The sequence below is a fragment of the Amnibacterium kyonggiense genome (genome assembly GCF_004364555.1).
GTDB lineage: Bacteria > Actinomycetota > Actinomycetes > Actinomycetales > Microbacteriaceae > Amnibacterium > Amnibacterium kyonggiense.
Genome location: NZ_SOAM01000001.1, coordinates 441,538 through 464,112, shown reverse-complemented (window position 1 = coordinate 464,112; position 22,575 = coordinate 441,538). Strand labels below are relative to the sequence as shown.

At 74.6% G+C, this 22,575-nt stretch carries 24 protein-coding genes and 1 pseudogene; 16 read left to right on the top strand and 9 right to left on the bottom strand.

The window, feature by feature from the left end; translation table 11 throughout:
• Window positions 1-33: 33 nt before the first annotated feature.
• From purD to purQ, 5 genes are all read left to right on the top strand, one after another.
• Window positions 34-1,299 (top strand): phosphoribosylamine--glycine ligase, encoded by a 1,266-nt coding sequence (purD, locus tag CLV52_RS02450; RefSeq protein ID WP_133764522.1) that lies wholly within the window; start codon window positions 34-36, stop codon window positions 1,297-1,299.
• Entirely contained in the window at window positions 1,296-2,144 is an 849-nt protein-coding gene (locus CLV52_RS02445) for a phosphoribosylaminoimidazolesuccinocarboxamide synthase (protein ID WP_133764520.1), read from the top strand. Before purD ends, CLV52_RS02445 begins: the two co-directional genes overlap by 4 nt.
• Before the next feature lie 65 nt (window positions 2,145-2,209).
• Window positions 2,210-3,079, top strand: a complete 870-nt coding sequence (locus CLV52_RS02440; RefSeq protein ID WP_246017910.1) for a VOC family protein — start codon at window positions 2,210-2,212, stop codon at window positions 3,077-3,079.
• Between the two features lie 9 nt (window positions 3,080-3,088).
• Window positions 3,089-3,349, top strand: a complete 261-nt coding sequence (purS, locus tag CLV52_RS02435) for a phosphoribosylformylglycinamidine synthase subunit PurS (protein ID WP_133764518.1) — start codon at window positions 3,089-3,091, stop codon at window positions 3,347-3,349.
• Window positions 3,346-4,044 carry a phosphoribosylformylglycinamidine synthase subunit PurQ gene (gene purQ, locus CLV52_RS02430; RefSeq protein WP_133764516.1) on the top strand — a complete coding sequence of 233 codons (699 nt, stop codon included), beginning with the start codon at window positions 3,346-3,348 and terminating at the stop codon, window positions 4,042-4,044. Before purS ends, purQ begins: the two co-directional genes overlap by 4 nt.
• Before the next feature lie 24 nt (window positions 4,045-4,068).
• Here purQ and CLV52_RS02425 read toward each other — a convergent pair whose 3' ends face one another.
• On the bottom strand, window positions 4,069-4,323 hold the full coding sequence (locus CLV52_RS02425; RefSeq protein WP_133764514.1) for a DUF2316 family protein: 255 nt from the start codon (window positions 4,321-4,323) through the stop codon (window positions 4,069-4,071).
• 133 nt (window positions 4,324-4,456) lie between these two features.
• Between CLV52_RS02425 and purL the strand changes: the two genes are divergently transcribed.
• Window positions 4,457-6,769 (top strand): phosphoribosylformylglycinamidine synthase subunit PurL, encoded by a 2,313-nt coding sequence (purL, locus tag CLV52_RS02420; protein ID WP_133764512.1) that lies wholly within the window; start codon window positions 4,457-4,459, stop codon window positions 6,767-6,769.
• A gap of 82 nt (window positions 6,770-6,851) precedes the next feature.
• Here purL and CLV52_RS02415 read toward each other — a convergent pair whose 3' ends face one another.
• Window positions 6,852-7,415 carry a TetR/AcrR family transcriptional regulator gene (locus CLV52_RS02415; protein WP_133764510.1) on the bottom strand — a complete coding sequence of 188 codons (564 nt, stop codon included), beginning with the start codon at window positions 7,413-7,415 and terminating at the stop codon, window positions 6,852-6,854.
• A gap of 74 nt (window positions 7,416-7,489) precedes the next feature.
• Here CLV52_RS02415 and CLV52_RS02410 point away from each other — a divergent pair, with 74 nt between their 5' ends.
• On the top strand, window positions 7,490-8,356 hold the full coding sequence (locus CLV52_RS02410) for an aldo/keto reductase (protein ID WP_133764508.1): 867 nt from the start codon (window positions 7,490-7,492) through the stop codon (window positions 8,354-8,356).
• A gap of 19 nt (window positions 8,357-8,375) precedes the next feature.
• On the opposite strand, the gene CLV52_RS02405 is transcribed toward CLV52_RS02410, so the two are convergent.
• Window positions 8,376-8,678 carry a chorismate mutase gene (locus tag CLV52_RS02405; RefSeq protein ID WP_133764506.1) on the bottom strand — a complete coding sequence of 101 codons (303 nt, stop codon included), beginning with the start codon at window positions 8,676-8,678 and terminating at the stop codon, window positions 8,376-8,378.
• A 98-nt stretch (window positions 8,679-8,776) separates the two neighbouring features.
• Window positions 8,777-9,673, bottom strand: a complete 897-nt coding sequence (locus CLV52_RS02400) for an SDR family oxidoreductase (protein ID WP_133764504.1) — start codon at window positions 9,671-9,673, stop codon at window positions 8,777-8,779.
• 82 nt (window positions 9,674-9,755) lie between these two features.
• On the opposite strand from CLV52_RS02400, the gene CLV52_RS02395 reads away from it, so the two are divergent.
• A complete protein-coding gene (locus CLV52_RS02395) occupies window positions 9,756-10,334 on the top strand; it encodes a TetR/AcrR family transcriptional regulator (protein ID WP_133764501.1) in 579 nt (192 codons plus the stop codon).
• Between the two features lie 32 nt (window positions 10,335-10,366).
• Entirely contained in the window at window positions 10,367-12,130 is a 1,764-nt protein-coding gene (locus CLV52_RS02390; RefSeq protein ID WP_133764499.1) for a cation:proton antiporter, read from the top strand.
• Window positions 12,131-12,197: 67 nt separating this feature from the next.
• On the opposite strand, the gene CLV52_RS02385 is transcribed toward CLV52_RS02390, so the two are convergent.
• Window positions 12,198-13,484: an adenylosuccinate synthase gene (locus CLV52_RS02385; RefSeq protein ID WP_133764497.1), complete on the bottom strand. Its 1,287-nt coding sequence runs from the start codon at window positions 13,482-13,484 to the stop codon at window positions 12,198-12,200.
• A 98-nt stretch (window positions 13,485-13,582) separates the two neighbouring features.
• Here CLV52_RS02385 and CLV52_RS02380 point away from each other — a divergent pair, with 98 nt between their 5' ends.
• The 3 genes from CLV52_RS02380 to CLV52_RS02370 are packed head-to-tail and all read left to right on the top strand — an operon-like array spanning window position 13,583 to window position 16,946.
• A complete protein-coding gene (locus tag CLV52_RS02380) occupies window positions 13,583-14,227 on the top strand; it encodes a TetR/AcrR family transcriptional regulator (protein WP_246017909.1) in 645 nt (214 codons plus the stop codon).
• Complete coding sequence (locus CLV52_RS02375) at window positions 14,224-14,844, top strand: hypothetical protein (protein WP_133764495.1); 621 nt, start codon at window positions 14,224-14,226, stop codon at window positions 14,842-14,844. Before CLV52_RS02380 ends, CLV52_RS02375 begins: the two co-directional genes overlap by 4 nt.
• Complete coding sequence (locus CLV52_RS02370; protein ID WP_133764493.1) at window positions 14,841-16,946, top strand: YhgE/Pip domain-containing protein; 2,106 nt, start codon at window positions 14,841-14,843, stop codon at window positions 16,944-16,946. The genes CLV52_RS02375 and CLV52_RS02370 overlap by 4 nt, the downstream gene beginning before the upstream one ends.
• Before the next feature lie 110 nt (window positions 16,947-17,056).
• Here CLV52_RS02370 and CLV52_RS02365 read toward each other — a convergent pair whose 3' ends face one another.
• Both CLV52_RS02365 and clpS read right to left on the bottom strand, forming a co-directional pair.
• A complete protein-coding gene (locus CLV52_RS02365) occupies window positions 17,057-17,533 on the bottom strand; it encodes a DUF2017 family protein (RefSeq protein ID WP_133764491.1) in 477 nt (158 codons plus the stop codon).
• Entirely contained in the window at window positions 17,530-17,805 is a 276-nt protein-coding gene (gene clpS / locus CLV52_RS02360; RefSeq protein ID WP_425455673.1) for an ATP-dependent Clp protease adapter ClpS, read from the bottom strand. The genes CLV52_RS02365 and clpS overlap by 4 nt, the downstream gene beginning before the upstream one ends.
• A 114-nt stretch (window positions 17,806-17,919) precedes the next feature.
• On the opposite strand from clpS, the gene CLV52_RS02355 reads away from it, so the two are divergent.
• The 3 genes from CLV52_RS02355 (at window position 17,920) to CLV52_RS02345 (ending at window position 20,147) form a co-directional block, all read left to right on the top strand.
• On the top strand, window positions 17,920-19,074 hold the full coding sequence (locus CLV52_RS02355) for a sensor histidine kinase (protein WP_133764489.1): 1,155 nt from the start codon (window positions 17,920-17,922) through the stop codon (window positions 19,072-19,074).
• A complete protein-coding gene (locus tag CLV52_RS02350; RefSeq protein WP_133764487.1) occupies window positions 19,071-19,736 on the top strand; it encodes a response regulator in 666 nt (221 codons plus the stop codon). The genes CLV52_RS02355 and CLV52_RS02350 overlap by 4 nt, the downstream gene beginning before the upstream one ends.
• A 117-nt stretch (window positions 19,737-19,853) precedes the next feature.
• Window positions 19,854-20,147: an SHOCT domain-containing protein gene (locus CLV52_RS02345; protein WP_133764485.1), complete on the top strand. Its 294-nt coding sequence runs from the start codon at window positions 19,854-19,856 to the stop codon at window positions 20,145-20,147.
• Window positions 20,148-20,209: 62 nt separating this feature from the next.
• Here CLV52_RS02345 and CLV52_RS18800 read toward each other — a convergent pair whose 3' ends face one another.
• Window positions 20,210-20,815, bottom strand: coding sequence for a TrmH family RNA methyltransferase (locus tag CLV52_RS18800; RefSeq protein ID WP_246018025.1), 606 nt, complete (start codon window positions 20,813-20,815; stop codon window positions 20,210-20,212).
• Between the two features lie 120 nt (window positions 20,816-20,935).
• Window positions 20,936-21,562, bottom strand: a pseudogene (locus tag CLV52_RS18795) (DUF429 domain-containing protein); the annotation flags it as partial.
• Window positions 21,563-21,612: 50 nt separating this feature from the next.
• On the opposite strand from CLV52_RS18795, the gene CLV52_RS02335 reads away from it, so the two are divergent.
• Window positions 21,613-22,575, top strand: coding sequence for a quinone oxidoreductase family protein (locus tag CLV52_RS02335; RefSeq protein ID WP_133765798.1), 963 nt, complete (start codon window positions 21,613-21,615; stop codon window positions 22,573-22,575).

The following is a 22,575-nucleotide window of genomic DNA, read 5'->3' as shown; positions in this document are numbered from 1 at the left end:
GCGGGGACGGGGCTGCGCGGATAGGTTGGGCCGGTGCGGATCCTGATCGTCGGCTCCGGTGCGAGGGAACACGCGATCGCGCGGGCCCTCGCGGCCGAGGACGCCGGCCACGACCTCGTCGTCGCCCCCGGGAACGCGGGCATCGCCGCGACCGCCCGGATCGAGCCGGTGGTCGCCACCGACCCGACCGCGGTCGTCGAGCTCGCCGGCCGCCTCGGCAGCGAGCTCGTCGTCATCGGGCCGGAGGCCCCGCTCGTCGCGGGCGTCGCGGACGCGCTGCGCGAGCGCGGCATCCCGGTGTTCGGCCCGGACCGCGACGCCGCTGCCCTCGAGGGCAGCAAGGCGTTCGCGAAGCGCATCATGGCCGCGGCGGGCGTGCCGACCGGCCGCGCCGTCGACGTCCTCACCGCGGCGGGCATCGACGCGGCGCTCGACGCGACCGGCTCGCCCTACGTGGTGAAGGCGGACGGGCTCGCGGCCGGCAAGGGCGTGCTCGTCACGGAGGACCGCGAGGCGGCGCGCCTGCACGCCCTCCACTGGCTCGAGAGCGGCCCGGTGCTGCTCGAGGAGTTCCTGAGCGGCCGCGAGGTCTCCCTCTTCTTCGTGAGCGACGGGACGGTGGCGCTGCCGCTCAGCCCCGCGCAGGACTTCAAGCGCCTGGAGGACGGCGACGTCGGCCCGAACACGGGCGGTATGGGCGCCTACTCGCCGCTCCCCTGGCTCGCGGAGGCGTTCGGCGGCGAGGAGGCGTTCGTCGCCCAGGTCCGCGCGACGATCGCGGAGCCGGTCATCGCGCAGCTCGCCGCCGAGGGGACGCCCTTCCAGGGCCTGCTCTACTGCGGGCTCGTGGTCGACGGCACCGCCGTCCGGGTCATCGAGTTCAACGCGCGCTTCGGCGACCCGGAGACGCAGGTCGTGCTGCCGCGCCTCGCGTCCCCGCTGTCGGTGCTGCTCCACGGCGCGGCGATCGGCTCCCTCGCCGACGTGGCCGAGCCCGCGTTCCGGGCGGAGGCGGCGGTCGGCGTGGTGCTCGCGAGCGAGGGCTATCCCGCGGAGCCCGTGCTCGGCGGCGTCGTCACCGGCCTCGAGGACGCGGACGCGCTGCCGGCCGTCCACGTCGACCACGCCGCCACCGCCGCGGACGGCGACCGCCTCGTCGCCGCGGGCGGCCGGGTGCTCACGGTGGTCGGCCTCGGCGACGGCATCGCCGCGGCCCGAGCCGCCGCGTACGACGGGGTCGAGCGCATCGACCTGCCCGGCGGCCGGCACCGGACCGACATCGCCGAGGGGATCGCATGAGCACGACGCTGCCGGGATTCGAGTTCGTCACGGCGGGGAAGGTGCGGGACCTCTACGCGCCGACCGGGCGGGACGACCTGCTCCTGCTCGTCGCGAACGATCGCGTCAGCGCGTTCGACCAGGTGCTGTCGCGCCCGATCCCGGGCCGAGCCGCCCTCCTCACCGCGCTCACGCGCTGGTGGTTCGGCCACCTCCCGGACGTCCCGAACCACCTCGCCGACGACGCCGTGCCCGTGCCGCCCGAGGTCGCCGACCGGGCCATGCTCGTCCGCCGGCTGTCCATGCACCCCGTGGAATGCGTCGTCCGCCAGGTCGTGACCGGCAGCGGGTACCAGGAGTACCGCCGCGTCGGGTCGATCTCCGGCGTCCCGCTGCCCGAGGGCCTGCAGGACGGCGACCGGCTGCCGGAGCCGATCTTCACGCCGGCCTACAAGGCGGAGCTCGGCGCCCACGACGAGAACATCCCGTTCGAGCAGGTCGTCGACCTCGTGGGCGCCCGCACGGCCGAGGCGCTGCGCGACACGTCCCTCGCGATCTTCCGCACCGCGGCCGCCGTCGCGAACGCGAAGGGCGTGCTCCTCGCGGACACGAAGTTCGAGTTCGGCGACGACGAGCACGGCGTGCTCACCCTCGGCGACGAGGTGCTGACGCCGGACTCGAGCCGGTACTGGGACGCGGCCGCCTACGCGGAGGGCCGCCGCGGCGTCAGCTTCGACAAGCAGATCATCCGCGACTGGCTCTCGGCGCACTGGGACGGGCACGGCACGGCGCCGGACCTGCCGGACGAGGTCGTGGAGCGCACCGCGAACCGCTACCGGGAGCTCGTGGATCGCATCACGGGCTGACCGGCCCGGTCGACCGCAGGCCGACGGGCCGTGCGGACCGGTGGTTGACGTGTCATGCTTCTTGCATGACCGATGCGCTCGCCCCCGCGACCGCCATGGGCGCCGTGACGCTCGACGTCGCGGACCTCGACGGCACGACCCGCTACTACACGGAGGGCGTCGGCCTCGACGTGCTCGCCACGGCGCCCGGGCAGGTGACCGTCGGCCGCGCCGCCGTCCCGTCCCTCGTGCTGCGGCACTCGGCCGGGCTCCGGCACGCCTCCCGCTCGGCGGCCGGGCTGTACCACACGGCCGTGCTGTTCGACTCGCGGGCAGCCCTCGCGGCGGCCGTGTACTCGGTGGCGACGCGGTACCCGCGGTCGTTCACGGGCTCGAGCGACCACCTCGTCTCGCAGGCGTTCTACTTCGACGACCCCGAGGGCAACGGGGTCGAGCTGTACTGGGACCGCCCGCGCGCCGAGTGGGCGTGGGACGGCACGACCGTGCGGATGGCCACGCTCGCCCTCGACCCGAACGCGTTCCTCCGGGAGCACTTGCAGGACGACGCCCGCCCGCTCGGCCTCGCGGAGGTCGGCCACGTCCACCTCAAGGTCGGCGACATCGCCACCGCGCACGGCTTCTACGTCGACGTCCTCGGGTTCGACGTCACCGCCCGGTTCGGCGACCAGGCCCTGTTCGTGTCCGCCGGCGGCTACCACCACCACGTCGGGATGAACACGTGGGAGAGCCGCGGCGCGGGGCCTCGGACGCCGGCGCTCGGACTCGGTCAGGTCGTCCTCCGCGTCCCCGATCCGGAGGCGCTGGGCGCGCTCGGGGACCGGCTTCGCACGGCCGGCGTCGCCGTTCGCGACGACGGCCGGGAGCTCGCGTTCGAGGATCCGTGGCGGAACGCGGTGCGCGCCGCCGTGGCGGACGCGTCGCCGACCGCTCGCTAGGCTCGGGGCGTGCCGGTGATCGTCGTCGAGGTCATGCCCAAGGCCGAGCTGCTGGACCCGCAGGGCAAGGCCGTCGCGGGGGCGCTGCAGCGCCTCGGCCGGTCCGCCTTCAGCGGCGTCCGCGTCGGCAAGCGCTTCGAGCTGCACGTGGACGGCCCGGTGACGGACGCCCTGCTCGCGGACGCGCGGGAGGTCGCCGAGACCCTGCTCGCGAACCTCGTCATCGAGGACGTCGTGAGCGTCCGCGAGCTCGAGGACGTCGAGGCGTGACCCGCGTCGGCGTCGTCACCTTCCCGGGGTCCCTCGACGACGGGGACGCGCGCCGGGCGGTCCGCCTCGCCGGCGCCGAGCCGGTGCGCCTCTGGCACGGGGACCACGACCTGCAGGGCGTCGACGCCGTCGTGCTGCCGGGCGGCTTCAGCTACGGGGACTACCTCCGGTGCGGTGCGATCGCAGCGCGGTCCCCGATCATGACCGAGATCGTCGCGGCCGCCGACGCGGGCCTCCCGGTGCTCGGCATCTGCAACGGCTTCCAGATGCTCACGGAGGCGCACCTGCTCCCCGGCGGCCTGGTCCGCAACGACCACGGGGCGTTCGTGTGCCGCGACCAGCGGCTCCGCGTCGAGCAGACCTCGACGGCCTGGACGAACGCGTTCTCGGCGGGCGAGGAGATCGTCGTGCCGCTGAAGAACGGCGAGGGCGGCTACGTCGCCGACGCGGACACGGTCGCGCGGCTCGAGGGCGAGGGCCGGGTCGTGTTCCGCTACCTCGACGTCGACCCGAACGGGTCGGTGAACCGCATCGCCGGGATCGCGAACGAGCGCGGGAACGTCGTCGGTCTCATGCCGCATCCCGAGCACGCCGTCGAGCCGGGGTTCGGGCCGGACACGCGGCTCGCGATGCGCTCCGGCGTCGACGGGCTGCGCATCTTCCGCTCCGCGCTCGAGGCCGTGCTCGCGGCCTGACCCGCCGCCCCCCGTGCCGTCCGGTCAGCCCGGCCGGCCGGGCAGCGCCGTGAACGGCACCGGCTGCCTGCCGGCCGCGTGCACCAGCACCACGAGCCGGTCGCGGAGCAGGAGCACGTGCTCCGGCCGCGAGCGCGGCGAGACGTGCATCGCCTCGCGGAACTCGTGCTCGTCGAGGTCGGTGTCCCGCCGGAGGTGCGCCTCGGTGACCCCGGCGAGCAGCAGGTTCGCGTGGAGCTCCGCCGCGGCGCGATGCCGCTGCTCCGTGGTCAAGGCCATCGTCGCGCCTCCCTCACGCGGTAGTAGACACCCTCGCGCGGTGGGTCGACCCACCGCGGGCGGGTCGGAGCACCGCGCATCGGGGTGCCGGCGGCGCGGGAAGCGGGCGCGCGCGGCCGTAGGCTCGGTGAACGTGACGAGCGAGGCGCCCGTGGTCCACGTCGATTCCGTCGAGCGGGCCGCGGCCACACCCGACCGGGAGCAGCCGTACGCGGCGCTCGGGCTGACGGACGACGAGTACGCGAAGGTGCGCGAGCTGCTCGGGCGGCGCCCCACCTCCGGCGAGCTGGCGATGTACTCCGTCATGTGGAGCGAGCACTGCTCCTACAAGTCGAGCAAGAAGTACCTCCGCCGGTTCGGCGACAAGGTCACGCCGAAGATGCGCGAGCACCTGATGGTCGGAATGGGCCAGAACGCCGGCGTCGTCGACATCGGCCGCGGCTGGGCCGTCACGTTCAAGGTCGAGAGCCACAACCACCCGAGCTACATCGAGCCGTTCCAGGGCGCCGCGACCGGCGTCGGCGGGATCGTGCGCGACATCATCGCGATGGGCGCGCGCCCGGTCGCGGTCATGGACCAGCTGCGCTTCGGGGACATCCGGGAGGCGGACACGCTCCGCGTCGTGCACGGCGTCGTGGCCGGCATCGCGCACTACGGCAACTGCCTCGGCCTGCCGAACATCGGCGGGGAGACGGTGTTCGACGCGGTCTACCAGGGCAACCCGCTCGTGAACGCGCTCGCGGTCGGCGTCCTCCGGCACGAGGACCTGCGGCTCGCGAACGCGACCGGCGCCGGCAACAAGGTCGTCCTGTTCGGCGCCCGCACCGGCGGCGACGGGATCGGCGGCGCGTCGATCCTCGCCTCGGACACGTTCTCCGCGGGCGGTCCGACGAAGCGGCCGGCCGTCCAGGTGGGCGACCCGTTCGCGGAGAAGGTGCTCATCGAGTGCTGCCTCGAGCTGTTCCACGGCGGGTACGTGGAGGCGATCCAGGACCTGGGCGCCGCGGGGATCAGCTGCGCGACGAGCGAGCTCGCCGCGAACGGCGACGGCGGCATGAAGGTCGACCTCGACGCGGTGCTGCTCCGCGACCCCACGCTCACGGCGGAGGAGATCCTCATGTCCGAGAGCCAGGAGCGGATGATGGCGATCGTCACGCCCGAGCAGCTGGAGGGGTTCCTCGCGGTCACGTCGCGCTGGGACGTCGAGACGAGCGTGCTCGGCGAGGTGACCGACACCGGTCGGCTCGAGATCACCTGGCGCGGCGAGACGATCGTCGACGTGGACCCGTCCACCGTCGCGGTCGACGGCCCGGTCTACGACCGCCCCGCCGAGCGGCCCGCCTGGCTCGACGCGCTGCAGGCGGACTCCGCCGCCGCGCTGCCGCGGCCGGCGGACGGTCCGGAGCTGCGCGAGCAGCTCCTCGCCGTGCTGGCCTCCCCGTCGCTCGCCTCCCCCGGCTGGATCACCGACCAGTACGACCGCTACGTGCTCGGCAACACCGCCCTGTCGTTCCCGGACGACGGCGGCATGATCCGCGTCGACGAGGAGTCCGGCCTCGGCGTCGCGATCGCGACGGACGCGAACGGGCGGTACAGCCTGCTGGACCCCCGCGCGGGCGCGCAGCTCGCGCTGTCGGAGGCGTACCGGAACGTCGCGGTCACGGGAGCCTCCCCGCTCGCGGTCACCGACTGCCTCAACTTCGGCGCGCCGACGAACCCCGAGGTGATGTGGCAGTTCGCCGAGGCCGTCGACGGCCTCGCGGACGCCTGCCTCGCCCTCGAGGTGCCGGTGACCGGCGGCAACGTGTCGCTGTACAACCAGACGGGGACGACGGCGATCCACCCGACCCCGGTCGTGGGCGTGCTCGGCACCATCGACGACGTCGCGGGCCGCATCCCCTCCGGATGGCAGGACGACGGCCTCAACCTCTACCTGCTCGGCACGACCGCGCTGGAGCTCGACGGGTCCGCGTGGGCCGGCGTCGTGCACGACCACCTCGGCGGCCGCCCGCCCGCCGTGCGGCTCGAGGCCGAGCGGAAGCTGGCCGGCCTCCTCGCCGCGGGCGGCGAGGAAGGGCTGATCGCCGCCGCGCACGACCTGGGCGAGGGCGGTCTGGCGCAGACCCTCGCGGAGGGCGTGCTGCGATTCGGCGTCGGCGCGCGCGTCTGGCTGGGCGACGTGGAGGAGCGCGACGGCGTCGACGTGGCGACCGCGCTGTTCAGCGAGTCGACCGCGCGCGTGCTCGTCGCCGTGCCGCGGGAGGAGGACGTGAAGTTCGTCGGCCTCTGCGCGGGGCGCCGGGTGCCGGCCCTCCGCATCGGCGTCACGGATGCCGAGAGCGGTCTGCTCGAGGTGCAGGACCGGTTCGAGATCCCGATCGAGGAGCTCCGCGCCGCGCACGAGGGCACGCTGCCCGCGCACCTGGGGCCGCGCGTCGGCGGCTGACCCCTCCCCGCCCCTTCGCGTCGCGATTCGAGCCGCATCGGCGCCGCTGACGCGGCTCGAATCGCGACGCGGACGGGTGGGGTCAGTCGCAGGGACGGAGGGCGTCCAGGAGCAGGTCGAGCAGCCGCGAGGTCTGCGGCTGCTGCTCCGGGTCCGGGGTGGCAAGGAACGCGCCGAGGACGGCCGCGACGACGTCGTCGGCGGGAACGTCGCCGCGCAGGACGCCCTCGCGCGCGCCGGCCTCGAGCAGGCCGGCGACCGCCGCGGTGATGCGCGGCCGCGTCCCGCTCCCGGCGCCCGCCGCGAGGATCGCCCGGAACGCGTCCGCCATGCCGCGCTTCGTCCGGACGAACTCCCCGTACCGGTCCATCCACCGCCGGAGCGCGACGTCCGGCGGCATCTCGGTGAGGAGGCGCTCGGCGGAGGCGCTGACGGCCTCCAGCTCGCTCCGGTAGACCGCCTCGACGAGCGCCTCGCGCGTCGGGAAGTGGCGGTAGAGCGTGCCGATGCCGACCCCCGCCTCGCGGGCGATCGCCTCCAGGGTCGGCGCCTCGCCCGCGACGAAGGCCGCGCGAGCGACGTCGACGAGGCGGTCCCGGTTGCGCTGCGCGTCGGCACGGAGGCGCGGTTCGATCGGAATGGACAAGCGGAGGCTCCTCCGGTAAGACTGGGGAGGAATCGGAGGTCCCTCCGCTTCCAGTCTCCCACAGGAGGAACGACATGACCACGAGGGTGCGGCTCGACGGGCGCGATGTCCCGAGGATCGGTTTCGGCGCCATGCAGCTGCGCGACGTCCCGGAGGAGACCGCGATCGCCGTGCTGCGCCGCGCGGTGGAGCTCGGGGTGCGCCTCGTCGACACCGCGGCGTTCTACGGCGCTGGCGTGGTGAACGAGCGCATCCGCGCCGCGATCGCCCCGTTCGCCGACGACCTCGTGATCGCGACGAAGGTCGGCGCGACGTCGGCGCCCGCGCCGCAGGAGCTCGTGCTCGCGCAGCGACCGGCCGAGCTGCGCGCGGAGGTCGAGCGGAACCTCCGCACCCTCGGGGTCGACCGGCTCGACCTCGTGCACCTGCGACGCGCGGACCTCCCCCCGGGGCTGATCGCCGAGGGCGATCAGCTCGTCCCGGTGGAGGACCAGCTCGCCGAGCTCGTCGCCCTGCGCGACGCGGGGACGATCGGGGCGATCGGTCTCAGCTCCGCCTCGACCTCGGTGCTGCGCGCCGCTCTCCCGGCCGGGCTCGCGAGCGTGCAGAACGCGTACAACGTGCTGCTCCGCGACACCGAGGACCAGCTCGTCCTGTGCCGCGAGCACGGCGTGGTCTGGATGCCGTACTTCCCGCTCGGATCCGCGTTCGACGGCATGCCCTCGGTCGTCCGCGCGCCGGCCGTGGTCGCGGCGGCAGCCGAGGTCGGGGCGACGCCGGGCCAGGTCGCGCTCGCCTGGCTGCTGGAGCAGAGCCCCGAGGCGGCGCCCGTCCCCGGCACGCGCTCCGTCGCACACCTCGAGGAGAACGTCGCGGCCGCGGCCGTGCGACTCACACCGGAGCAGCTCGCGGCGCTCGACGCGGCGGCGCCCGCCCTCTGAACCCGTTGCGGACCGCGGGTCAGTCGCGGGCGGCGTCCTCCGCGATCCGCTCGTGGTGGTGGATGACCTCAGCGACGATGAACGCGAGGAAGGCCTCCGCGAAGGCGGGGTCGAGGTGCGACTCCTCCGCCAGCGCGCGGAGCCGCGCGATCTGCTCGCGCTCCCGCGCCGGGTCGGCCGGGGGCATGCCCGCGCTCGCCTTCAGGTGGCCGACCCGCTGGGTGCACTTGAAGCGCTCGGCGAGCAGGTGCACGAGCGCCGCGTCGATGTTGTCGATGCTCGAGCGCAGCGACTGCAGCTCGGCGGCCTCGTCCTCGGTCATGCTCCGACCCTAGGGCTCCCCGCGCTTGCCGGACTCTGCTCACGCTCCGTGCCGCCGCCGCGGTCGTGCGGCCGCACGAAGCGTGAGCACGACGCGGTTCAGGCGAAGTAGGCGTCCGTGGCGAGGTCCTCGAGCAGGGTCGGGCCGGTCGGGGACCAGTCCAGGGCGCGACGGGTCGCCGCGCTCGACGCGCGGAGGTCCATGCCGAGCACGTGCCCGATGAAGCCGAGCCGCTCCGCCGCCTCCTCGGGCGTCACCGACCGGGTCGGCAGCCCGAGCCCCCGACCGATCGCCTCCGCGATCTCGCGCGTCGGGATGCCCTCCTCGGCCACGACGTGCGCCGCCGTCCCGCCCTCCGCGCGCTCGACCGCCCGCGCGACGGCGTCCCCGGCGTCGAAGACGTGCACGGCCGACCAGGTGTTCGCGCCGTCGCCGACGTAGAGGGCCGCTCCCGCCCGCCGGGCCGCCTGCACGAGGAAGGCGACGAACCCGTGGTCGCCCGCGCCGTGCACGGTCGGGGCGAAGCGGAGACTGACGGCGTGGAGCCCGGTCTCGGTCGCGGCATCGAGCGCGAGGTTCTCGGTGCCGCCGCGCATCGCCTCCGGTCCCCGCTCGTCGATGCGATCCGTCTCCTCGACCGGGCGGCCCAGCCGGTAGCCGGCGAGGCCGGAGGCGAGCAGGAACGGCTTGCCCGTCCCGGCGAGGGCGTCGACGAAGGTCTGGACGGCCGCGCGCTCGGCGCGGTTCGTCCCCGCCGCGTCGGCGAAGTCGTGCTTGTTGGCGAGGTGGACGACGGCGTCGGCCTCGAGCGCACCGGCGCGCAGCCCGTCGAGGTCGTCGAGGTCGGCGCGTCGCACCTGGGCGCCGAGGCCCTCGAGCTTCGCCGCGGACCCGTCGGAGCGCGCCGTGCCGACGACCTGGTGGCCGCGCGCGAGCAGGGCGGTCGTCGCCGCCGAACCGATCCAGCCGGACGCTCCGGTGATGAACACGCGCATGGTCTTCTCCTTCGATCGAGGTCAGGAACTGACATCACGATACACCCGCGATGACAGCAACTGTCATGAGTAGGCTGAGCGCATGGTCCGCTGGGAGCCGGGAGCGCGCGATCGCCTGCAGGCCGCCGCGATCGCGCTGTTCCTCGAGCGGGGCTACGAGGAGACGACGGTGCAGGACATCGCCGCAGCGGCGGGCCTGACGGAGCGCACGTTCTTCCGGCACTACGCGGACAAGCGCGAGGTCCTGTTCGGAGGCGGCGAGGCCTACCGCACCGGCTTCATCGAGGGCATCGACCAGGCGCCGACGGGGTCCAGCGCGCTCGACCTCGTCAGCGCCGGGCTCGTCGCCGGCTCCGCCTTCTTCACGGCCGAGCGACGCCCCTGGTCGCGAAACCGTCAGCGGGTGATCGACGCGAATCCCGCCCTGCAGGAGCGGGAGGCGCGGAAGCGCGCCGTCCTCGCCGACGCGATGGACGCCGCGCTGCGGGAGCGCGGTGTCGACGAGGTCGAGGCGCGCCTGGTCGCGGAGATCGGCTCCGCCGTCTTCAGCACCGCGTTCCGGCGGTGGCTGAGCGCGGACGAGGAGCGCCCGCTCGCCGACATCGAGCTCGAGCTGCTGGACCGCCTCCGCGCACTCATGCCCGCCGGCGCCCCGACCTGATGTCCATGCCCCTCCCGGTATCCTTCGCCGGGATGGAACACGCCGCGGAGATCGACTTCGGGGTCATCGAGGTCGTCGGCGTCATCGGCATCGCCGTGATCGTGCTCGTCGCCGCGTTCTCGCGTCGACTCGGCATCGCGGCGCCGATCCTGCTCGTCGTCATCGGCGTCGGCCTCTCCTACGCCCCCGGCGTTCCCGAGCTCGAGGTCCCCCCGGAGTTCGTGCTCGACGTGCTCCTGCCGCCCATCCTCTACGCGGCGGCGATCCGGCTGTCCTTCGTCGACTTCCGGCGGAACCTCGGGACCATTGTGAGCCTGTCCGTCGTCCTCGTCGCGGTCACGGCGTTCGGCACCGGCTTCGTGCTGTTCGACCAGCTCGACCGCCTCGACCTGGCTGCGGGCATCGCCCTCGGCGCGGTGCTCAGCCCGCCCGACGCGGTCGCGGCCACCGCCGTCGGCCGCCGGCTGGGCCTGCCGCCGCGCCTCCTCGTCGTGCTCGAGGGCGAGGGGCTCGTCAACGACGCGACGGCGCTCGTCCTCTTCGGGTCGGCCATCGCGCTGGTCGGCGCGAAGACCGACGTGAACGTGCTGCTCACCGCCGAGCAGTTCGGCTTCGCGGTGGTCGTGGCCGTCGCGATCGGCCTGCTCGTCGGCGTCGTCAGGGTCGCGGTCCGCTCCCGGCTCGACGACTCCGTGCTCGCCACCGCCATCTCGATCACGGTGCCGTTCCTCGCCTTCGCACCGACGAACGCCCTCGGCGCCTCCGGTGTGCTCGCCGTCGTCGTCGCCGGGCTGTACACGGGCTACGCGAACCCGGGCTCCGTCTCGGTGCTGACCCGGACGAGTGACCGCATCAACTGGAGCACCATCCAGTTCCTGCTCGAGAACGCCGTCTTCCTGCTCATCGGGCTGCAGATCCGCGGGCTGATCGAGGACGTCGACAAGGACTCGAGCCAGCTCTCCCTGGAGGCGACGATCGCGCTCGGCCTCCTCGCCACCGTCATCCTGATCGCGCTCCGCTTCCTCTGGGTCGGCCCGCTGGTCCTGCTCCTCAAGCTGCGGGAGCAGCACGCGGAGGTGCGGACGCTCCGCGCCCTCCAGTACCTCGAAGCCCGCCTCCGGGAGCCGACGACCGGCCTGCGACGCAAGCGCATCACCGCGCTGCGGCGCCGGTACGCGCGACAGCGGGCCGACCTCGAGCAGCTGCGCAGCCAGACCATCGACTGGCGCGGCGGCGTCGTCCTGGGCTGGAGCGGCATGCGCGGCGTGGTGACGCTCGCCGCGGCGCAGTCGCTGCCGCAGGACCTGCCCTACCGCTCGCAGCTCGTGCTCATCGCCTTCATCGTCGCCGTCGTGACGCTGCTGCTGCAGGGCGGCACCCTGCCCGCCCTCATCCGGGCGCTGCGCATCAGCGGGATCGACGAGGAGGAGGACCAGCGGCAGCTCGCGGCGCTGCTCGACGAGCTGAGCTTCACGGGACTCGCGGTGCTCGACGACCCGGAGGGCGTCGTGGACAGCACGACCGACGTCGATCCCGAGGTGATCGAGCGGGTCCGGCAGGCCTCCTACCTCCGCGCCGAGGCGGCGTGGGAGCGGAGCCACAGCGGCGACCTGCCCCTCGAGGCGACGCCGCACCGGCTGTTCCGCCGGCTGCGGCTCGCGGTCGTGGAGGCCGAGCGCGAGCACCTGCTCGAGCTGCGGCGGCAGGGCGTGTACCCGGCGCGCATCGAGGACCGGGCACAGGCGCTGCTCGACCTCGAGGAGGCGCGCCTCCGCCCCGCCCGAACCGACCACTGAGGTCTGGTTCACGGATACGGAGATCCGGCAGGCCGGATCTCCGTATCCGTGAACTCCGCGAGCGGGGCTAGCCGAGGAGGTCGCGGCGGACGACGACGCCGTCGCGGGAGGGGCCGACGCCGATCACCGAGATCGGGGCGCGGCTCATCTCCTCGAGCGCGAGGACGTACTCCTGCGCGGTGCGCGGCAGGTCCTCGAAGGAGCGGGCGCCGGTGATGTCCTCGTCCCAGCCCGGGAACTCCTCGTAGATCGGGACGGCGTGGTGGAAGTCGGTCTGGCTGACCGGCACCTCCTCGACGCGGCGGCCCTCGACGTCGTACGCGACGCAGACGGGGATGCGCTCGAGCCCGGTCAGCACGTCGAGCTTCGTGAGCACGAAGTCCGTCACCCCGTTGATCCGCTGCGCGTAGCGGGCGATCGGCGCGTCGAACCAGCCGGTGCGTCGCGGCCGGCCGGTGGTCGTGCCGAACTCGAAGCCGCGGGAGCGCAGCCACTCCCCCGACGCGTCGTGGAGCTCGGTGGGGAACGGCCCGGCGCCCACGCGGGTCGCGTAGGCCTTCGCCACCGCGATGACGCGGTCGATCCGGTTCGGCGCGACGCCGGAGCCGGTCGCCGCCCCGCCGCTCGTCGCGTTCGAGGACGTGACGAAGGGGTAGGTGCCGTGGTCGACGTCGAGCATCGTCGCCTGGCCGCCTTCGAACAGGACGGTCTTCCCCTCGTCGAGGGCCGTGTTCAGCTCGAGCGCCGTGTCGGCGACCATCGGGCGGAGCCGCTCGACGTACTGCAGCAGGTCGGCGACGACCTCGTCGACGGAGATCGCGCGCCGGTTGTACACCTTGAGCAGGAGGTGGTTCTTCTGCTCGAGGGCGCCCTCGACCTTCTGCCGCAGGATGCCCTCGTCGAACAGGTCCTGGATGCGGATGCCGACGCGGTTGATCTTGTCGGCGTAGGTCGGCCCGATGCCGCGACCGGTGGTCCCGATCTGCCGCTTGCCGAGGAAGCGCTCCGTGACCTTGTCGACGGTTCGGTGGTACTGGGTGATGACGTGGGCGTTCGCGGAGACGCGCAGCCGCGAGACGTCGACGCCGCGCGCGGTCAGCGCCTCCAGCTCGGAGAAGAGCACCTCGAGGTCGACGACGGTCCCGTTCGCGATGACGGGAACGACGCCGGGGCTGAGGATGCCGGAGGGCAGCAGGTGCAGGGCGAACTTCTTGTCGCCGATGACGACCGTGTGACCCGCGTTGTTGCCGCCGTTGAACTTGACGACGTGGTCGACACGTCCGGCGAGCAGGTCGGTCGCCTTGCCCTTGCCCTCATCGCCCCACTGGGCGCCGATCAGCACGATGGCAGGCATGGAGGATCCCTTTCCTCTTGGGATCCAAACCTATCCGAGGTCGCCGTCCCCCGCTTAGGTTGCACACACCTGTGCAAGATCAGGCGTAGAGTGCAGCTGTGCCCGAAGGAATCCGCGTCCGCGCCCCGCGCAGCGACGCCGCCAAGAACCGGGCAGCGCTGCTCGACGCGGCCCGCGCGGAGCTGAACCGCGACCCCGACGCGTCCCTGGACGTCATCGCCGCCGCCGCCGGTCTCACGCGGCGCGCGGTGTACGGCCACTTCCCCTCGCGCGAGGCGCTGATCGCCGAGCTGGCGGAGGTGGGGGCCGCCCGGGTCGCCGCCGCGGTCGACGCCATGCACGACCCCGACCCGGTGCTCGACCTGGCCCTGGTCGGCCGCCTCGTCTGGGACGACGTCGAGCACGTCCGCGCCATGACCCGCACGGTCGTCCGCGGGCCGCTCCGCGACCAGGTGCTCGGCGGCGCGCTCGGCCCGCTGCACGCCCGCATCGTCGCCGACGTCCGCCTCGCCGCCGAGACCGGTGCCGGTCGGACGGACCTCGACCCGGAGGTCGTCGCCCGGCTCGTCGAGGGCGCCGCGTTCTCGGTGCTCGACGAGAGCGTGCGCACGCCCGTCGGCCGTGCGGAGGGCCGCCGGCTCGTGATCCTCGCGGGGCTCGGCGCGCTCGGCCTGTCCTGGCGCGAGGCGAACGACGTGCTCGGTGCCCACGCGGCCCGACTGACGGAGGAGGCGGAGGCGTGACCCTGCTCGAGATCATCGGCGCCGGCGTGGGCGAGGAGCGGATCCCGGCGCTGCCGGCGTTCAGCGCCCGCCTGGACGCCGAGCACCCGGGCGTCGCGGTCGCGGAGGGCGACCGCGGCCCCATGCTCGCGTCCCTCATCGCGGGCGGGCGGCTCGTGCCGGACCGCGGCGAGGTGCTCCTCGACGGGTCCGGCGATCCCGCGGCCCTCCGCCGCGCGGTCGCGCTCGTGGACACCCCCGTCGTCGCCGAGCCCGCCCCCTCCCTCCCGGTCCGCAGCGTGGTGCGGGAGGAGCTCCGCTTCGCCGGCCGTCCGTCTCGCAGCCGGGACGCCGACGCCGTGCTCCGCGCCCTCGACCTGGACCGCTGGAGCCGTGCACCCTTCCTCGACCTGCCGCCGACCGATCGGGTCCGGCTGCTGCTCGAGCTCGCAGCCCTCCGGGACGGCGTCCGCGCCCTCGTGCTCACCTCCCCCGAGCGCCACGGCGGCCACGCCGCCGGCTGGCGCCGCGTCGCGGAGGACCTCACCGCCCGCGGGCTGCCCGTGCTCGTGATCGGCGGCGCGGCCGTCCGCGAGTCCCTCCCCGCCTCCGTCACCCCTGGAGCGATCGACCGATGACGATCCTGACCCTGCTGCGCACCGAGCTGCGCCGCCTCACCTCCACGAAGCTCGGCGTGCTCGCGTTCGTCGCGCTGATGACCGTGCCCCTGCTCTACGGCGGCATGTACCTGTGGGGCAACCTCGACCCGTACGGGAAGTTCGCGAACGTGCCGGCCGGCATCGTCGTCGCGGACGACGGCAGCACGAGCGGCGGCACGACGGTGAACCGCGGTCGGCAGGCCGCCGACGACCTCGTTGAGGACGGCTCCTTCGACTGGCACGTGCTGAGCGCCGACGAGGCGCGGCGCGAGCTCGCGAACGGCGGCGTCGACTTCGTCGTCACCTTCCCCCGCGACTTCTCGCGCGACATCGCCTCGGCCGGGACGACGGACCCGACGAAGGCGCAGCTGCGGCTGACGACGAACGACGCGAACAGCTACCTCTCGTCGACCATCGCGAAGCAGGTGACGACGGAGGTGCGCGACCGCATCGCCTCGCAGGTCGGAACGACCGCGGCGAAGCGGTTCCTCGGCTCCCTCTCCACGGTCCGGGGCAAGCTCACCGACGCCGCCGACGGGGCCTCCGACCTCGCCTCCGGTGCGGGCACCGCGCAGTCGGGCGCGCAGCGGCTCGCCGACGGCACCGCGACGCTCGCGTCGGGCGCCCGGTCCGCGGCGTCCGGCGCGGCGAGCGCCGCCTCCGGCGCCGACCGCCTCGCGAGCGGCGCCTCCTCCGCCGCATCCGGGGCGGCCGACCTCGCGTCCGGGGCGAAGCGCACCGCGAGCGGCGCGTCCTCCCTCGCCTCCGGTCTGGACCGGCTCTCCTCCGGCGCCTCGGCGCTGCCGTCCGGCGCGAGGTCCCTCGCGAGCGGCGCGTCCCAGGTCGCCTCGGGGAACGCGGCCCTCGCGTCCGCGCTGCGGCAGGCCGCCGGGTCGACCGCGACCGGGGAGGCGCTCGCGCGGCAGCTCGCCGCGGACGGCCTCACGCCGGCGCAGATCCAGCAGGCCCTGGCCGTGCTGCAGCCGGGGCAGCAGGCGCTGACCCGGGCGGCGTCCTCGGCGGACTCGCTCGCGCAGGGCGCGTCGTCCCTCTCCTCGGGCGCGACCCGCCTCAGCAGCGGAGCGTCGCAGGTCGCCTCCGCCGCCGCGCAGGCGGCGTCGGGCGCGGGGCGCGTCGCGTCCGGCAGCCGTGCGGTCGCCTCGGGCGCCGCCTCCCTCGCATCCGGCACGCGGAGCGTCGCCTCGGGGGCGTCCTCCCTCGCCTCGGGCACCGATTCGCTCGCGTCCGGGACGCAGCAGCTCGCCTCCGGAGCGGCGTCCGCGGCCAGCGGCAGCAGCGCCCTCGCGAACGGGACGGCGAGGCTCTCCTCCGGTGCCGCCTCGCTGCGCGACGGCCTCGCGAAGGGCGCGGACGCGATCCCCGCGACGACCGCGCAGCAGCGCACGGCGCAGGCCGCGGCGCTCGGCGACCCGGTCGGCGTGCGCACGAAGGACACCGCGAGCGCGGGCACCTACGGCGCCGGCCTCGCCCCGCTGTTCCTCAGCCTGTCCGCGTGGATCGGCGCCTACGCGCTGTTCCTCATCCTCCGGCCGCTGTCGCGCCGCGCGCTCACGGCCGTCGAGCAGCCGATCCGCGTCGCCCTCGCCGGATGGCTGACCCCGGCGCTGCTCGGCGCGGCGCAGATGGTGGCGCTGTTCCTCATCGCGACCGGGCCGCTCGGCATCCACGTCGTCCACCCGGCCGCCACGATCGGCGTGCTGCTGCTCACCGCGGCGACGTTCGCGGCGATCCTCCTGCTGCTGAACGCGGCGCTCGGCAGCGTCGGCCAGTTCCTCGGGCTGATCCTGATGCTCGTGCAGCTCGTGACCGCGGGCGGGACGTTCCCGTGGCAGACGCTGCCCGGACCGCTCGCCGCGATCCACCACGCGCTGCCGATGGCCTACGCCGTCGACGCGCTGCGGCAGGTGATGTACGGCGGCGATCTGTCGCTGGCCTGGGGCGACGCCGGCGTGCTCGCGATCTGGCTCGTCGCCGCGATGGCGCTCACCTCGGCGGTCGCGGCCCGGATGACGCGGCACCGCACGCTCCGCGACCTCCAGCCGAGCCTCATCGGCGGCTGACGGCCTTCGCGGATCCGGAGATCTGCGACGACACCCCGAGCGGAGCACGCTCCGCTCGGGGTGTCGCGGAGGATCTCCGGATCCGCGGCAGGAGTCCGGATCCGCGAAGGTCAGGCGGCGTCGAGGACCTCGACCAGGCTGCCCTGCAACCAGGTGAGCCAGGCGTACATCAGGCCCTGGGGCGAGGTCGCCTTCTGCACGTTGTCGATCCCGACCCGCGCGGCGAGCGCGATGCGGAGGTCGCCGAGCGCCTTCGCCCAGACGACGGCCTGCTCGTCGTCGAGGCGGACGACGCCGCCGGGCGCGGCCTCGAGGTCGGCGACGACGCGCTGCGCGCCCGCCGCCTTCGCCTCGGCGAGGCGCTCGCGGGTCGCCGCGCGGAACTCGGCGGACGCCTCCTCGTCGCCGGGGACCGCGTCCGGCAGCAGCCGCTGCACCACGGGGTCGTCGAAGCCGTCCGGGTCGTCGGCGGTCGCCATCACGTCCGCGAGGCCGGTCGCCAGGTTGCGGATCATCTTCCGCTCGGCGCCGGTGAAGCGGCGCTCGATGGCGCCGTCCGTGCGCTGGAACTCCCCGAGGATCCTCATGCGTCCACCCGCTCCATCGTCGCCTGCAGCCCGTAGCCGTGCATGGCCTCCACGTGCCGCTCGATCTCCTCGCGCGTGCCCGTCTTCACCGCCGCCCTGCCCTCGGTGTGCACCTGCATCATCAGCCGCTCCGCCTTCGGCTTCGGGAAGCCGAAGTAGCTCGTGAACACCCACGTGACGTAGTTCATGAGGTTGACCGGGTCGTCCCAGACGATCAGCGTCCACGGCTTGCCGAGCACCAGCTGCTCGTCGAGGCGGAGGTCCTCGAGCACGTCCGTCACCCGTCAAGCGTGCCACCGTCGGAGGCCGTCGCGTCGCGCGGGGAGCACGTCGGCCTCCTCCCTGGGGAGTACACCGGGCGGCACGCCGCTGGCTACGGTCGGACGGTGACGCGACCGGTGGCTGCAGGAGCGCGCGGTCCGCACCGCGTCCTCGGGTCGCTCGTCCTGTCCGCGGCGCTCATCGCGCTCGTCGCCGTCACCGTCGTGCGCAACGACCTGGGCTCGTCCGATGCCGCGACGCCCTGGCGCGGGATCGCCTACGGCCTGCTCGGAATCGGTGCAGTCCTCGTGGTGGCGCTCCTCCGGCGTCGGGGTCCCGGCCCGACGGTCGCGATCGCGGGCGCGCTCTCCCTCGCCGCCTGGTTCCTGAACCCGCTCCCGCCGTTCGCCCTGCTCCCGTTCGCGATCGCCGTCGTCCTCGCGCTGGTCGCGGACGCCGCCGTGTGGGCGGTGGCCTCGGTCGCGCTCGCCTGGACCGTCGCGCTCACGGTCGTGTTCCTGAACGCCGAGTCGGTGGACGCGGCCCGCGGCTTCGGCACGATGTTCCTGCTCGTGCTGGCGCTCGGCGCAGGCGGGTTCCTCCGATCCCGACGCGTGCGGCGCGCCGAGGAGGAGCGGCAGCAGGCCGAGCGGGCGCGCGCGGCCATCGAGGAGGAGCGCCTCCGCATCGCCCGCGAGCTGCACGACGTGCTCGCCCACTCGCTCTCCTCGATCACCGTGCAGGCGGGCGTCGGGCTGCACCTCGCGGCCGATCGACCGGAGGCGGCGACGGAGGCGCTCGAGACGATCCGCACCGCCAGCCGGGAGGCGCTCGACGAGGTGCGCGGGGTGCTCGGCGTGCTCCGCGGGGAGGACGCGGCCCCGCTCGCGCCCGGCCCGGACCTCGACGCGCTCGGGCCGCTGGTCGAGGAGGTCCGCCGGTCGGGCGCCCGGGTGTCGCTCGACGACCGGCTCCGCCCGCGGCCCGCGGTCCCGGTGCAGCTCGCGGTCTACCGCGTCGTCCAGGAGGCGCTCACGAACGCGCGGCGGCACGCGCCCGGCGCGGCCGTCGACATCGTGCTCGACCGGGAGCCCGGCGCCGTCACCGCCGTCGTCCGCGACCGGCTCCCCGGCGCCGCGCCGGAGGCGCCCGTCCCGGGCAACGGCCTCACGGGGATGCGCGAGCGCGCGACGTCCCTCGGCGGCTCCCTCGACCTCCGCGTCCACGACGACGGCCTCGAGGTCGCCCTCCGCGTCCCCGTCCGGGAGGACCCCGCATGATCCGCGTGCTGCTCGCCGACGACCAGGCCCTCATCCGGGCGGGGTTCGCCGCCCTCGTCGCGGCGGAGGCCGACATGACCGTGGTCGGGGAGGCCGCGACGGGGAAGGACGCCGTCGAGCTCGCCGTCCGCACGCGGCCCGACGTCGTGCTGATGGACGTCCGGATGCCGGACGGCGACGGGCTCTGGGCGACGCGGCGCATCGTGGGCACGGCCGGCCTCGAGCACTGCCACGTCGTCGTCGTGACGACCTTCGAGCTCGACGAGTACGTCGCCGAGGCGGTGCGCGCCGGGGCGAGCGGCTTCCTCGTCAAGGACACGGAACCGACCGAGCTGCTCCGGGCGATCCGCGTCGCCGCTGCCGGCGACGCCCTCCTGAGCCCCGGCCCGACCCGGCGCCTGCTCGAGCGGGTGGCGGGCGGACTGCGCCGGTCGGAGGCGCCCGAGCGACTCGCCGTGCTCACCGACCGGGAGCGGGAGGTGCTCACCCTCGTCGCCGGCGGCCTCACGAACGAGGAGATCGGAGAGCGGCTGTTCCTCAGCCCGCTCACCGCGAAGACGCACGTCTCCCGCGTCATGGGCAAGCTCGGCGCGCGCGACCGGGTGCAGCTCGTCGTCCTGGCGTACGAGACGGGGCTCGTCGCGCCCGGCTGGCAGCCCTGAGCTGCTCCACGGGGAGCACGGGAGGTGTCATCCGCCGGCCGACGCGCCGACGGCCCGAGCCGCGGAGAGTGGGATCACGGTCCGATCGGACCCGTCCATCCCCTCTCGGAGGTCCTCGTGCTCACCGCACTCACCACCGCTTCCTGGGTCGGCCCGCACGTCGGCCCCGGGTTCGGCTTCCCGTTCTTCCTCATCGGCCCGGTGCTCTGGCTCATCGTCATCGTCGTCCTCGCGCTCCTGTTCCGCCGAGCGGCGCAGCGGCGCTGGGAGGCGTACGGCGGCCCGGCGTCCGGACCGAACCGCTCCCCCGAGGCGACGCTCTCCGAGCGCTTCGCGAACGGCGAGATCGACGAGGTCGAGTACCGCGCCCGCCTCGAGGTGCTGCGCGCGAACCGCCCGCCGCGCCGCTGACCCGTCCCCCGCAGTCTTCGTTCCGGAGGACGCCGCGTCCTGCACGACGAACGATGTGGGAGTCAGCGCGCCCAGCGGCGCACCCATTCGTGCATCACGATCGCGGCGGCGGCCGAGGCGTTGATCGACCGGGTCGAGCCGAACTGGCGGATCTCGACCACCGCGTCCGCCGCGGCGAGCGCCTCCGCGCTCAGCCCGGGCCCCTCCTGTCCGAACAGCAGGACGCACCGCTCGGGGAGGTCGAACGACTCGACCGGCACCGACCCCGGCAGGTTGTCGACCGCGATCACGGGCAGCGCCCGCTGCCCGGCCCACGCGAGCAGGCCCGCGACGTCGTCGTGGTGCACCACGTGCTGGTAGCGGTCGGTCACCATCGCGCCGCGCTTGTTCCAGCGGCGCCGCCCGACGATGTGCACGGTCTCCGCGGCGAACGCGTTCGCCGTCCGCACGATCGACCCGATGTTGAGGTCGTGCTGCCAGTTCTCGATCGCGACCGAGAACGGGTGCCGGCGCAGGTCGAGGTCGGCGACGATCGCCTCCATCCGCCAGTACCGGTAGCGGTCGACGACGTTCCGGGTGTCGCCGGCGGCGAGCAGCTCCGGATCCCAGCGGTCACCCTCCGGCCACGGGCCCTCCCACGGCCCGACGCCGACCGCGCTGCGCTCCACGACGTCGACGGAGCGGCCCGGCCGCGGCGTCGGCTCGTGCTCGGGAGGCGGCGGCGCGACGATGTAGCCGCCCTCGAGGTCGCCGTAGACCTGGAGGCTTGCGGGTCGCGCCGCCCACCGCCATGCGAGGTGGGCGCAGAACACCGCGTCGATCTCGTCCTCGAGCACGGCGAGGTCGACCAGCCGCGTCGCGGCGGCGAACCGGGCGCGGATCGCGGCCCACGGCGCCGCCGCGGCGAGTCGGAGCTCGGGGATCGACTCGAGGGAGGCGAGCAGTGTCTCGAACCCGGCGCGGCGGTCGGCGAACGAGCCCTTCTTGTACGGGATCACCCGGCCGAGCCCGAGCAGGCCGACCATGCCCGGGTGGGGGTACACCTCGAGGCACAGGGGCGCGGCGGCCGTGGGAGCGTGCGCGGGGTCGACGGACCAGCCGTGCCGCTCGGCGAGCCGGAGGCCCCGCGGCGGGTCCATCCAGGGGCGCGACCGGTTCGTCGGGTGCGCGCCCGCGTCGAACCGCGCGTACGCCTGGCCGAGCAGCCGCTCCGCGTCCCGCCGTCCGGTGGCGTTCGGCACGATGAGCGGCGCGTCCACGCCGACGACCACGGCGGGCCCGTGCCCGGCCAGCCACGCGTCGATCTCGTCGTCCGTCCGCACGCTCGCCGACGCGACGAGGGCGCCGGCGTCGTCGACGGCCGCGAGCCCCGTCCTCCCGTTCGCGCCCCACGCGAGGTCGACGCCGATGTGCACCCGGTCACGCTACGGTCCCCGCGGGGCACACTGATCGCGTGGCGGAGACGATGCGCGCGATCCAGGTGACCGGGACCGGCGGCCCGGAGGTCCTCCGCGTCGCCGAGCTGCCGGTCCTGGAGCCGGGCGAGGGCGAGCTGCTGCTGCGCCTGGCCGCGGTCGGCGTCAACTTCATCGACGTCTACCGCCGCACGGGGCTGTACCCCGTCGACCTCCCGCACGTGCCGGGCACGGAAGGCGCCGGCACGGTCGCGGCGGTCGGGAGCGGCGTGACGGACTGGGCCGTCGGCGACCGCGCCACGACGGCCGAGGCGACGAGGACCTACGCCGAGTACGCGCTCGTGCGGGCCGACCGCGCCGCCCGGGTGCCGGAGGGCGTCGACCTCCGGACCGCCGCCGCGGTGCCGCTGCAGGGCATCACCGCGCAGTACCTCGTCACGTCCGTGCACGCGGTCGACGCGGACACGACGCTCCTCGTGCACGCCGGTGCGGGCGGCGTCGGGCTGCTGCTGATCCAGCTGGCGAAGGCACGGGGCGCGAGGGTGCTGACGACCGTCGGCGATGAGGCGAAGGGCGCCCTGGCGACGGCCGCCGGCGCCGACCACGTGCTGCCCTACGACGGGTTCGCCGACCGGGTCCGCGAACTGACCGGCGGCGAGGGCGTGGACGTCGTCTACGACGGCGTCGGCGCCGCGACCGCGGACGACTCGCTCGCCTCGCTCCGACCGCGCGGCACCCTCGCCCTGTTCGGCAACGCCTCCGGCGCGGTGCCCCCGATCGACCCGCTGCGGCTGATGCGCCAGGGGTCGGTCGTCCTCACCCGGCCGACGATGGGCGACTTCCTGCGGACCCGGATCGAGCGCGCCTGGCGCTACGCCGAGGTGCTCGACGCGGTGGAGCGGGGCGGGCTCGACGTGCGCATCGGCCTCGAGGTCCCGCTCGCCGACGCACCGGATGCGCACCGGGCGCTGGAGGGCCGCCGCACGACCGGCAAGGTCCTGCTGATCCCCTGA